3 protein-coding genes are annotated in these 13,275 nt (G+C 70.4%); 2 read left to right on the plus strand and 1 reads right to left on the minus strand.

The features are described from left to right. Positions 1-89 precede the first annotated feature (89 nt). Positions 90-11,213, plus strand: coding sequence for an autotransporter-associated beta strand repeat-containing protein (locus QF040_RS02230; RefSeq protein ID WP_429609633.1), 11,124 nt, complete (start codon positions 90-92; stop codon positions 11,211-11,213). 81 nt (positions 11,214-11,294) lie between these two features. Here QF040_RS02230 and QF040_RS02235 read toward each other — a convergent pair whose 3' ends face one another. Further along, complete coding sequence (locus QF040_RS02235; protein WP_307606029.1) at positions 11,295-12,098, minus strand: IclR family transcriptional regulator domain-containing protein; 804 nt, start codon at positions 12,096-12,098, stop codon at positions 11,295-11,297. A 200-nt stretch (positions 12,099-12,298) separates the two neighbouring features. Between QF040_RS02235 and QF040_RS02240 the strand changes: the two genes are divergently transcribed. Further along, entirely contained in the window at positions 12,299-13,222 is a 924-nt protein-coding gene (locus QF040_RS02240; protein WP_307606031.1) for a shikimate dehydrogenase family protein, read from the plus strand. Positions 13,223-13,275 lie beyond the last annotated feature (53 nt).

Below are 13,275 nucleotides of genomic sequence, written 5' to 3' on the forward strand. Positions count from 1 at the left end.
AGGCAGCGCCCCGGTGCGCCTGGGTCCTCGGCCGCATTGGATTTTTAATGCAGCGCTTTCTGCTCGCTGCCTACGGAGGAGAACCGTCGATGAATACTGCGTACAAGACGATCTGGAACGCCGCGATCGGCGCATGGGTGGCTGTCTCTGAAGCGACGTGTGCGCGCGGCAAGCGAAGCACCAGCCGGCGCGCGGGTCGCACGGCACGTCTCGCAGGGTCGTTGCTTGCCGCCACCGGCTTCGCCATGACATTGCCCGCGTGGGGCGCTTGCGCACCTGCTGCGCCGGCGGACGGCGACGCGGTCAGCTGCACCGGCGTGCCGATCCTGCTGCCGCCGAATCCCAACAGTTTCCTCAGCAACGCGAACAACCTCAATGTCACGGTGCAGCCTGGCGCGATCATGAGCACGCTGCCGGGCGGCACCGCGATGACGCTGGGCGGCACGGGGGTCACGCTCACCAACCTGAGCGCCATCGACGCCAATGCCGCCGGTTCGCTGGTCCTGGCGCGCGCGCTGGCCATGGGCAATCTCCTCACGCCCGGCAGCGGGGCGCTGGCGGTGAACAACCAGGGCTCGATCGAAGGCACCTTCAACGGCACCTTCAGCCTGAACGGCGCCGCGATGGTGATTGCCAACCAGGGCACGACCACGGTCAACAACGCGGGCGTGATCGGACTGGCGCCGCTCGGACTCCTGACGCCGGCCAACGGCATGGCCATCGGGATCTACGGCGGGGGGAACGTCGATTTCACGAACGCGAAAACGGGCACGATCACCGGCCGCATCGCGTTCGAGGGCGCGGCCACCGGCGGCAACCGCTTCGTCAATGCGGGCACGATCAACGGCAGCGTCTCGCTGGGCGCCGGCGCGAGCAGCGACACCTTCATCGCGGTGACCGGCTCGAGCGTGAGCAGCGGAGGGGTTCCGCTGCCCGGCATCGCGGTGCCGACACCGGCAGGCACGTCGCTCGCCTTTGCCACGGGCGGCACGGTGGACGCGGGCGTCGGCGGGGCCGACACGCTGACGCTGCGCAACGTGGCTAACGGTCCCGGCTCGGGCAACGCCGGATTGGGCACGATCGCGGCCAGCCAGTACCTGAACTTCGAGAACCTCCAGGTCGACAGCGGCACCTGGACGCTGAACGGTGCGGTGGCCAGCGGCAGCGCCATGCTCAATGGGGGCGTCGCGCTCTTCGACGACGCAGGCGCCTTCGGTACCGGCACGCTGACGGGCAAGGGCGGCGCGATCGAGGCTTTGGTGGGCGGTCTCACGCTAGCCCAGGACGTGAACCTCATCGGAGGCCTCGTCGTGCAGGGCGCCAACGACCTCACGCTGGGCGGCACCGTCAGCGGCGGCGCCGGTCTCATCAAGAACGGCACCGGCACGCTCACGCTGAACGGCATCAACAACTTCAGCGGTGGCTTTGCGCTCAACGGCGGCGGCTTGACGCTGGGCAACGCGAGTGCGCTCGGCACGGGCCTGTTCCTGGTCGGCGGCAATGTCGCGCTCAACACCGGTTTCACCGGCACGCTCAACAACCAGGTGCAGCTCAACGGCGCGCTGACGCTCGACGGGACGGGCACGCTGACCTTCGGCAATGTCATCTCGGGGGCTGGCAGCCTGACGGTGAACGGCAGCAACCTTGCACTGGCCGCCAGCAACACCTATGGCGGCGGCACGACGCTGGGCGGCGGCAGGCTGGACGTGGGCAGCAACACGGCGCTCGGCACCGGCGACCTCACCATCAACGGCGCCTCCGTGATGACCGGCGCGGCCGGCGTCGCGCTCGCCAACAACGTGGTGCTCAACAGCACCCTGAACTTCGGGGCTGGCGGCAGCGGCGGCGCGCTCACGCTCAACGGAGCCATCAGCGGCGCGGGGGGCATCAGCCTGGCCGGCGCGCCGGGCGTCACGCTCAACGGTGCGAGCACCTTCACCGGCGGCTTCAACATCGGCGGCGGTGCGCTCACCGTGGGCAACGATTCCGCGCTGGGCCTCGGCAACGTCACGGTCAGCGGTGCGAGTTCGCTCGATTCGAACAAGACGGTCAGCCTGACCAACAACCTCAACCTCAACGCGGCGCTCACCATCGGCGGCAGCAACGACCTCGCGCTCAACGGCGCGATCGGCGGCCTGCGCGGGCTGACGAAAAACGGCACGGGCCGCCTCACGCTCGGTAGTGCGAACACCTTCTTCGGCGGAGTCAACCTGCAGGGCGGCGCGCTGCGCGTGGGCACTAACACTTCGCTGGGCCTGGGCACGTTGACGGTGAACGGCAACGCCGCGCTCGACGCGAGCGCGGACGTGAACCTGGGCAACGCGGTGGTGCTCAACGCGGGCCTGGACATCGGCGGCGCGAACAACATCCGACTTGGCGCGGTCATTTCGGGCACCGGCCCCCTTTCGTACAGCGGCAGCGGCAGCGGCACGCTGACGCTGGCCAACGCCAACTTCTGGACCGGCGGAACCACGCTCAAGAGCGGCACGCTGAACGTCGGCGACAACTTCGCGCTGGGCCAAGGCGCACTCGCGGTGACCGGCAGCGCCACCTTGCGGGCCAGCGCGCCAGGCACCGTGCTGGGCAACGCCGTGACCCTGGGCACCGGCACGACGCTCAACGTGGACGGCACGAATCCGCTGGCGCTGACCGGCACGATCGACGGCGGCGGCGCGCTCACGCTCACCGGCCCCGGGGCGGTGGTGCTGGCCGGGGCGAACACCTACAGCGGGATCACGATCGTCTCGGGCACCACGCTAGCGGTCGTCAATCCGCTCGGCAGCGCCACCGGCAGTGGCCCCGTGCGGGTGCAGGCAGGCGGAGCGATCACCGGCAGCGGCAGCATTGCTGGCTTGGTGACCGTGGGCACGGGCTTGCTGTCGCCGGGCAATGGCGCTGCGGGCACGCTGACCGTCGGCGAACTGAGGCTCGGCCCCGACTCCGTTCTGAATTACGAGCTCGGCCAGGCTGGCGTGGCGGGCGGTGCGCTCAACGACCTGATCCATGTCAACGGCAATCTGCGGCTCGACGGCACGCTCAATGTGACCGAGTCCGCCGGCGGCAAGTTCGGCGCGGGCCTGTACCGTCTGATCGACTACACCGGCACGCTGACCGACAACGGCCTGAACATCGGCACCGCGCCGACCGACAGCAAGAACCTGCAGGTGCAGACCAGCATTGCCAACCAGGTGAACCTGGTCAACTTCGACGGCGCGACGCTCAACCTGTGGGATGGCGGCAATCCGGCGAACTTCAACGACGGAAAGATCGCCGGCGGCAGCGGCACCTGGCGCGCGGGTGGCTCGACCGCCAACTGGACCAGCATCGACGGCAAGCTCAACGCGGGCTGGCAGCAGGACGGTTTTGCGATCTTCAGCGGCAATGCCGGCACCGTCACGGTCGACAACAAGAGCGCGGGCGGCGCGGTGCGCATCGGCGGCGCGCAGTTCGCGGTGGACGGCTACTTGGTCAACGGCGACCCGCTCACCATCAGCGCAGCGAACACCACGGTGCGCGTGGGCGACGGCACCGCCGCGAGCGCGGGCATGACCGCCACCATCAACGCGGCGATCGGCGGCACGGGCCGGTTGGTCAAGGAAGAGGGCGGCACCCTGGTGCTGACCGGCACCAACAGCTACACCGGCGGCACGACGGTCAACGGCGGCATCCTGCAGATCTCGGCCGACGCCAACCTCGGCGCGTACGGCACGGGCCTGGCGCTGGACGGCGGCACCCTGCGCATCGCCACGGGTTCCGCGCCGTTCTTCAGCATGCGCGCGCTCTCGCTGGGCGCGGGCGGCGGCACCATCGATCTGTCGAACAGCCTGTACGGCGTGGGCGGCCCCATCACCGGCACTGGCCTGCTCACCATCACCGGCAAGGGCGGCACATTCGGCCTTGTGGCGGCCAACAGCTACAGCGGCGGCACGCTGCTGAAAGACGGCGCGAGCATCACCACCACCGCGAGCGGCGTGCTGGGCAGCGGCGCAGTGCAACAACAGGGCAACGGCACGCTCCTGTCGTTGCTCGGCACGGCGAGCGCCGGCAGCAACGAATACACCGTGGGCCGCGCCGCGAGCACGGACAGCGGCAACACGCTGTCGTTCTCGCAGAGCGCCACGGCCGCCGCCTCGAAGATCACGCTCAACGGCGCGGGCTGGCAGACGCCGGGCGCAAACGGCCTGCAGTTCAGCGGCGATTCGAGCGCCGGTGCATCGACCATCGCGAACGCCGGCGGCGCGATCAACTTCTTCGAGAACGCCAGCGCTGGGACGGCAACGTTCACGAACGGCAACAACGGCCTGGTTGTCTTCAGCCAGAAGTCCACGGCCGGCGGCGCGCAGATCGCCAACACGGCCGGCGGTGTTGTGCGCTTTGTCGATACCGCGACGGGCACGAACGCTTCGGTCACAAACGCCGTGGGCGCCACGTTCGACGTGTCGGGCGCGACGGGCGGCAAGCCCGCGGTGGAGCTCGGCTCGCTCTCGGGCGCGGGCGCCGTGGTGCTGGGCGCCACGCAGCTCTCGCTCGGTGGCCTGGGCAACAGCGACACGATCTCGGGCACCGTCAGCGACAAGGGCAGCATCTTCGCGCCGCCGGGCTCGGGCACGGGCGGCTCGATCGTCAAGGTCGGCGCCGGCACGCTCACGTTGAGCGGTGCCAATACCTACACCGGCGGCACCACGATCGCAGCCGGCACGCTGAACGTGAACAACGCCAGCGGCAGCGCGACCGGCACGGGCGCGGTGCAGATCCTGTGCAACGCGATGCTGGCCGGCAACGGCAGCATCGCGGGCACCGTGAGCATTGCCAAGGGCGGCATCCTGTCCGCGGGCAACAGCCCCGGCACGTTGACCTTGGGCGGCCTGAACCTGGCCGACGGCGCGGTGCTGAACTACGAACTGGGCCAGGCCAACACCGTGGGCGGTCCGCTCAACGACCTGGTCCAGGTCAACGGCAACCTGCAACTGGACGGCACGCTCAACGTGGCGCAGTCGGCGGGCGGCACCTTCGGCGCGGGCCTGTACCGGCTCATCAGCTACACGGGCGGCCTGACCGACAACGGCCTGGACATCGGCATCGCGCCGGGCGCCGTGGGCGACCTGCAGGTGCAGACCTCGGTCGCGCAGCAGGTCAACCTGGTCAACCGCGCGGGCCTGTCGCTCAACTTCTGGGACGGCGGCGACAGCACGAAGTACAACGATGGCCAGGTGGCTGGCGGCAGCGGCACCTGGCGCGTGGGCACACCCGGCGACGGCTGGACCGGCATCGACGGCAAGATCAACGCCGCCTGGGCGCAGGGGCAGTTCGCGGTGTTCGGCGGCAAGGCCGGCACCGTCAGCGTCGACGGACTCGGCGGCAGGGTGCTCATCACCGGCGCGCAGTTCGCCACCGACGGCTACCGCGTGCAGGGCGATGCCATCGAACTGGCCAACGCAGCCACCACTGTGCGCGTGGGCGATGGCACCGCGGCCGGCGCGGGCATGACGGCCACGATCGCCTCGGAACTCACCGGCACCGGTGGCGTGGTCAAGGAAGACCTGGGCACGCTGGTGCTGGACGGCATCAACAGCTACAGCGGCGGCACGCTGGTCAAAGCAGGCATCCTGCAGATCGCCTCCGACGCCAACCTCGGCACGGCCGCGGGCGGCCTTGCGCTCGAAGGCGGCGCCACGCTGCGCGTGACCGGCGACACCGCCAGCACGCGTGTCGTGAGCCTGGGCGCAGGCGTCGACACCTTCGACATCGACCCGATCCGCACGCTGGCACTGAACGGCGTGGTCACCGGCGCGGGTAGCCTCCGCAAGACAGGCGCGGGCACTTTGCAGCTGGGCGCCGCCAACTTCTACGCAGGCGGCACCGAAGTCGCGGCGGGCTCGCTCGAGGCGCTGGTCACGGGCGCGCTGGGCGCCGGACCGGTGTCGGTGGCCGACAACGCATCGCTGGCCTTCGCCAACACGGCCGAAGCGGGCAAGCTCGCCATCACCGTGGCCGCGCGCGGCGGTGCGCCGACCGACAACGGCGGCTTCGTCGCGTTCCGCGACAGCAGCTCGGCCGGCAACGCGACCATCACGACGAACAAGGGCGCCTCGGTCGAGTTCCGCGACACCTCCAGCGCGGGCAACGCGGTGATCGAAAACCGCGGCGGCCTGACCACGCTGTGGTTCAACGCGAGCGCGGGCAAGGCGCAGATCACGAACTTCGATGGCGGGCGCATCGACCTGCTCGACGACGCGAGCGCCGGGCAGGCGCGGCTGGTCAACGAGAGCGGCGGGGCGATCAGCTTCTCCGACCGCACGAGCGCCGACCAGGCCACCGTGGTCAACAACGCGGGTGCGCAACTGCGCATCGGCAGCCTCACCAATGCGGGCCTGTCGATCGGCTCGCTCGAAGGCGCGGGCAGTGTGCTGCTCGGCGCGAAGGCGCTGACCACGGGCGGGCTGAACACCAGCACGACGGTGTCGGGAACGATCAGCGGCACGGGCGGCTCGGTCGTCAAGGTCGGCAGCGGCACGCTCACGCTGAGCGGCGCCAACACCTACACCGGCGGCACCACGGTGGCGGCCGGCACGCTCGCCGTGAACAACGTCGGCGGCAGCGCGACCGGCACGGGCGCGGTGCAGGTGCAGGGCGGCGCAACGCTGGCCGGCACTGGCGCGGTGGCTGGTACGGTGACGATCGCCAAGGGCGGCATCCTGTCGGCCGGCAACGGCGGCGCCGGCACGCTCACCACGGGCAGCCTGAATCTCGCCGCCGGCGCGGTGCTCGACTACGACCTGGGCCAGGCCGGCACCGCCGGCGGTGCACTCAACGACCTGGTCAAGGTCAACGGCAATCTGCAGCTCGACGGCACGCTCAACGTGGCGCAGTCCAAGGGCGGCGTGTTCGGCGCGGGCATCTACCGCCTGATCGACTACACCGGCACGCTCACCGACAACGGTCTGGACATCGGCAGCGCGCCGGTCGCGTCCAAGGACCTTCAGGTGCAGACCTCGGTGGCCCAGCAGATCAACCTGGTCAACCGCGCGGGCCTCGCGCTGAACTTCTGGGACGGCGGCGACGCCGGCAACTACAACGACGGCAAGATCGCCGGCGGCTCGGGCACCTGGCGCGTGGGCGTGCCGGGCGATGGCTGGACGGGCGCCGACGGCAAGATCAACGCGGCCTGGGTGCAGGACCAGTTCGCGGTGTTCGGCGGCACGGGCGGCACGGTCAACGTCAGCAACGCGGGCGGCACGGTGCGCATCACCGGTGCGCAGTTCGCGGCCGACGGCTATGTGCTGCAGGGCGACGCGATCGAACTCGGCGCCTCGGGCACGGTGGTGCGCGTGGGCGATGGCTCGGGCACCGACACCACGCGCAGCGCGACGCTGAATGTCGCGCTCACCGGCACCGGCGGGCTCGTGAAGGAAGACGTGGGCACGCTGGTGCTGGGCGGCACCAACACCTACACCGGCGGCACCACCGTCAAGGCCGGCGTGCTGCAGGGCGGCGCGGCGAGCCTGCAGGGCGACATCGTCAACAACGCCGAAGTCGCGTTCGACCAGGGCACGACCGCCGGCACCTACGCGGGCACGATGAGCGGCACCGGCAAGCTGCGCAAGACCGGCGCGGGCACCTTGCGGCTCGGTGCGGCCAACAGCCATGCGGGCGGCACCTTCGTCGATGCGGGCACGCTGGCCACCGACGTCACCGGTGCGCTGGGCGGCGGCGCGGCGAACGTGGCCACGGGCGCGACGCTGCAACTGGGTGGCGGATTCGATGCCGGCACCACCGCCATCGGCAACCAGGGCACGGTGCGCTTGCAGGACAAGTCGAGCGCCGGTGCATCGACCATCACCAACGCCGCAGGCGGCGTGCTGGCCTTTGCCGGCGACGCCTCGGCCGACAAGGCCACGGTGATCAACCAGGCCGGCGCCCAGGTGCGCATCGACCAGGCGACCACCGGCGTGAGCTTCGGCACGCTCGGCGGCGCGGGCGATGTCGTGCTCGGCGCCAAGGCGCTCACGCTGGGCGGCAGCGGCGGCGACAACACCCTGTCGGGCACCGTCAGCGGCACCGGCGGCTCGGTCGTCAAGGTCGGCGCCGGCACGCTCACCCTGACAGGCGCCAACACCTACACCGGCGCCACCACGGTGGCCGCCGGCACGCTGCGCGTGAACAACACGAGCGGCAGCGGCACGGGCACCGGCAGCGTGCAGGTGCAGTCGGGCGCCACGCTCGCGGGCAGCGGCAGCATCGCGGGCGCGGTCACCATCGCCAAGGGCGGCATCCTCGCCGCGGGCAACAGCCCCGGCACGCTGACGCTCGGCGCGCTCACGCTGGCCGGCGGCGCCACGCTCAACTACGAACTCGGCCAGGCCGGCGTGCCCGGCGGCGCGCTCAACGACCTGATCAACGTCACGGGCAACCTGCAACTGGACGGCACGCTGAACATCGCGCAGTCGGCGGGCGGCACCTTCGGGCCAGGGCTGTATCGCCTCATGAGCTACGGCGGCACGTTCACCGACAACGGGCTGGACATCGGCACCGCGCCGACCGGCGCCAAGCTGGCCGACCTGCAGGTGCAGACCTCGGTGGCGAACCAGGTCAACCTGGTCAACCGCGCGGGCCTGTCGCTCAACTTCTGGGACGGCGGCGATAGCAGCAAATACAACGACGGCCAGGTGGCCGGCGGCAACGGCACCTGGCGCGTGGGCAGCCCGCAACCCTCGCAGGATGGCTGGACCGACATGGACGGCAAGCTCAACGCCAACTGGGCGCAGAACCAGTTCGCCGTGTTCGGCGGCAAGGCCGGCACCGTCACGGTCGATGGCGGCGGCGGGGCGGTGCGCATCGCCGGCGCGCAGTTCGCGGTCGACGGCTACACGGTGCAGGGCGACGGCATCACGCTGGACAACGCCAACTCCGTGATTCGCGTGGGCGACGGCACGGCCGCCGGCGCGAACATGACCGCCACGATGAATGTCGCGCTCTCGGGCACGGGCGGCCTCTCGAAGGAAGACGCGGGCCGGCTGATCCTCGGCGGTGCCAACACCTACACCGGCGGCACCACCGTCAAGGGCGGCGTGTTGCAGGGCAGCGCCACCAGCCTGCAGGGCGCCATCGTCAACAACGCCGAGGTCGCGTTCGACCAGGACAAGACCGCCGGCATCTACGCGGGCGCGATGAGCGGCACCGGCAAGCTGCGCAAGATCGGCTCAGGCACCCTGACGCTGGCCAGCGTCAACAGCTACAGCGGCGGCACGCTGGTCGATGCGGGCACGCTCGCCACCGACACCAGCGGCGCACTGGGCACGGGCGCGGTGAGCATCGCCTCGGGCGCGGCGCTGCAGTTCGGCGGCAAGGCCGATGCGGGCAAGCTCGCCATCGCCAACCAGGGCACCTTGCGGCTGCAGGACGGCGCGAATGCCGCCAGCGCTACCGTGACCAACGCCGCCGGCGCGCAGGTGCGCATCGACCTGGCCACCACCGGCGCGAGCATCGGCGCGCTCGGCGGCGCGGGCGACGTGGTGCTCGGCGCGAAGGCGCTCACCACCGGCGCTGTCGGCAGCGACAGCACGATCTCGGGTGCCATCACCGGCGGCGGCGGTTCGCTGGTCAAGGTCGGCGCGGGCACGCTCACGCTCGCGGGCACGGCCAGCTACAGCGGCGAGACGCGCGTGGCCACGGGCACGCTCAAGGCCGGCGCGGCCAACGCCTTCAGCGCGGCTTCCAGCGCCGTGGTGGCCAGCGGCGCCACGCTCGACCTCGCGGGCTTCAGCCAGACCGTGGCCGGCCTCGCCAACAGCGGCACCGTGGCACTGGCGGGCGCCGCGCCCGGCACCACCTTGACGGTCAAGGGCAACTACGTCGGCAACAACGGCGTGCTGAAGCTGGGCACCGTGCTCAACGGCGGCGCGGGGCCATCGGACCGGCTGGTGATCGATGGCGGCGCGGCCAGCGGCAGGACCAGCGTGCAGATCGCCAACATCGGCGGCCTGGGTGCGCGCACCAGCGGCGCGGGCATCGAGGTGGTGAACGCGCGCAACGGTGCGACCACCACCGCGCAGACCACCAGGGACGCCTTCGTGCTCGCAGGCGGGCATGTCGACGCCGGTGCCTTCGAATACCGGCTGCACGCGGGCGACGCCAGCGGTGGCGGCGAGAACTGGTACCTGCGCACCGAGGCCGAACCAGGTACGCCGGGCAATCCCGGTAATCCCGGCGGCACCGGACTTCCGACCTACCGCGCCGAGGCTTCGCTGTTCGCGGCGCTGCCGAACCAGCTGCGCCAGAGCAACCTGGGCATGCTCGCGAGCCGCAGCCAGCGCGTCGGCGACGACGATGTGCGCGGCGGTGCAAGCAGCGGTGCCGGAGCGACGCCAGGCACCGACGGCAGCTACCGCCGCGCCTGGGGCCGGCTGATCTCCACCGACATGGACATCCGCCAGGGCGGCACCGTCTCGCCGCACAGCGAGGGCCGCCTGACCGGGCTGCAGGCCGGCACCGACCTGTGGGCCAACCCGGATTGGCGCGCCGGCATCTACGTGGGCCAGCTCGACGGCGACACCCGCACGAGCGGCTTCGGCAGCGGGCTTTTGAACACCCCCACCGGCCGCAACGACCTGCGCAGCCAGTACCTGGGCCTCTACGGCACCTTCGCCACCGAAGACGGCTTCTATGCCGACGCGGTGCTGCAGGCCGGCCGTCATCGCTACACGGTGCAGCCGCTGTTGAGCGGCGGCGTCGAGGGCAAGGGCAACAGCTTCCTGGCATCGATCGAAGTGGGCAAGGCGTTTGCGATCGGCTCGGGCGGCTGGTCAGTGGAACCGCAACTGCAGTTGATCCACCAGCGGCTGCGGCTGGACGACGTGTCCATTCCGGGCGCGCTCGTGCAGCAGGACGCCGACAGCGGCTGGATCGGCCGTGCGGGCGTGCGCATCAAGGGCAGCTTCGCGACCGGCGCCGGCACGCTGCAGCCCTATGCGCGCCTGAACGTCTATCGCAGTGCCAAGGGCAACGACGTTGCGCGCTTCGTGAACCCGGCGGCGATCACGCCGGTGGGTGCGCCGATCGGCGGCACCAGCACCGAGCTGGCCGCGGGCTTCACGTTGTCGGTGAGCCAGCGCACGAGCCTCTACGGCGAACTCGGCAAGCAGTGGGCTTCGGGTGGCGATGCGCGCGTAGGCAGTTCGATCAATGCGGCTGCGGGTGTGCGGGTGAAGTGGTGAGGTGAAGCGGCGCGGCGGGGCTGCCTGCCGCCGCCGCTTCGAAAGAAAGCGCCGGCACGGCTGAGGCGCAACCGGTCCGGCTCAGATCAGGTTGCGCATCGCCTGCGCCGTCTCGCGCAGCACCGGCAGCACGCGCGCCACCGCGTCCTCGGAGCTCTCGTGCCCCATCGGCATGGTGATGTTCAGTGCGCCCACGAGCGTGCCGTGCCGGTCGCGCAGCGGCACCGCGATGCCGCGCGAGTTGAGGTCGAGTTGCTGCTCCGACAGCGCCCAGCCCTGTGCGCGGATGCGCGCCAGTTCGAGCTTCATGCGCTCCATGCTCGCGATGGTGTGCGAGGTGAACACGGTGAGCTGCCGCGTCGCCAGCCACTCGTTCAGCTCGGCATCGCTGCGCAGCGCCAGCATCAACATGCCCGAGGCCGTGACCTGCGCCGGCACGCGCGCGCCCAGCACATAGCCGGTGCTCATGCTGCGGTTGGGGCCGTTGCGCGCGATGTAGACGACCTCGTCGCCGTCCATCACGCTGAGGTACGCGATCTCGTTGGTGCCGGCCGCCACCCGCTGCAGGAAGGGCTGCACCACGCGCGGCAGCCGGGCCGATTCGAGGTACGACCGGCCCAGCCGCAGCACGCGCGGCGTGAGCCAGAACAGCTTGCCGTCGCTGGCCACGTAGCCCATGTGCTGCAGCGTGAGCAGGTAGCGCCGCGCGGCGGTGCGCGTCATGTTCGTGCGCTGACCGGCCTGGCTGGCGGTGAGGCGCGGGTTGGCATCGTCGAAGGCCTCGATGATGCTCACGCCGCGCTCGAGGCCTGCGATCCAGTCGCGCTTGTCCAGGCCCGCGGGTGCGGGCGAGTCGTCCTTGTTGTCCTTGCTCTCTTTGCTCATGGTCGGAAGTGTGCCGCCGGTCGATCGCCGGCAAGTTGCATTCGTGGACGGTGAAAACCCTCGGTTTGAACGATTATCGAATTTCAAAGATCGATGATCGACCGTTTTGCCCTTCCTGGCGCTGTGGAAAAGGGCCGAAGGGACTATAAAGCTCGGCATCCGGCCTCCCAAAGAGCGATTGACGAACGGAAAGCAAGCACATGAGCCATTCCATCAGCGGCAGCACCCAGGCTTACCTGATCCCGGGCGATCCGGTTCGCAATGTGCGGCTGCCGCGCATGTTCAACGCCGCCTTCGAGCGCTTCGGCATCGACGCGGTGCTGCTGCCGATGCAGGTGCCGGTGCGCGACTTCGCGGTGTTCTTCAAGTCGGCCTTTCTCGCACGCAACGTGCGCGGCATGGTGATTGCCCCGCCGCACAAGCCGCTGGTGGTCGACCTGCTCGACGGCTGCGGCCTCTTCGGCCGCGTGGCGGGCTCGGTCAACGTGGTGCGCCGCACCGAAGGCGACCAGCTCGAAGGCGATTTGTTCGACGGTGAAGGCCTCATCGGTGCGCTCGACCACTGCAACATTCCCTTCCGCGGCAAGCGCGTGCTGATCCTCGGCGCGGGCGTGAGCGCCGCGGCCATCGGCGTGGCGCTGGCCGAGGGCGGCACGGTGAACGGCGCGGAGCACATCGCCTTCTTCGACACGGCGGCGGGCAAGGCGGCGGGCGTGGCGGCCAAGCTCGATGCCTTCTTCGATGCGACCGTGGTCGCGGTCGAGAGCAACGCGCCCGAAGGCTACGACCTCGTGATCAACGCGACGCCGCTCGGGCTGGTCGAGGGCGATGCGCTGCCGCTCGACGTGTCGCGCATGGAAAGCCACGCGGCGCTGTTCGACATCCTCTTGCGCAACCAGCCCACGCCGCTGGTGCGTGCGGCGCGTGCGCGCGGGCTCAATGCGCAGGCCGGCTTCGAGATGCTGATCCAGCAGATGCCGCACTACCTGCGCTACTTCGGCCACCTCGATGCGGCCGATGCGCTTCAGGCCGATGCGAATTTCCTGCGCGAAATCGTCTATCCGCCGGCGATGCAGGCCGAGATCGCGAACCCCTTGCGCTACCACTCGCCCAGCGTGGCCTGATGCGAATTGGCGATCAATCCACAAGCACCGTTCGGGCTGAGCTTGTCGAAGCT

This window comes from Variovorax sp. W2I14, assembly GCF_050435205.1.
Classification (GTDB): domain Bacteria; phylum Pseudomonadota; class Gammaproteobacteria; order Burkholderiales; family Burkholderiaceae_C; genus Variovorax; species Variovorax paradoxus_C.

Bases quoted from the DNA above. Each gene is read 5' to 3' on its own strand.
- QF040_RS02230 (WP_429609633.1), top strand. From the start codon at position 90: ATGAATACTGCGTACAAGACGATCTGGAACGCCGCGATCGGCGCATGG.
- QF040_RS02235 (WP_307606029.1), bottom strand. From the start codon at position 12,098: ATGAGCAAAGAGAGCAAGGACAACAAGGACGACTCGCCCGCACCCGCG.
- QF040_RS02240 (WP_307606031.1), top strand. From the start codon at position 12,299: ATGAGCCATTCCATCAGCGGCAGCACCCAGGCTTACCTGATCCCGGGC.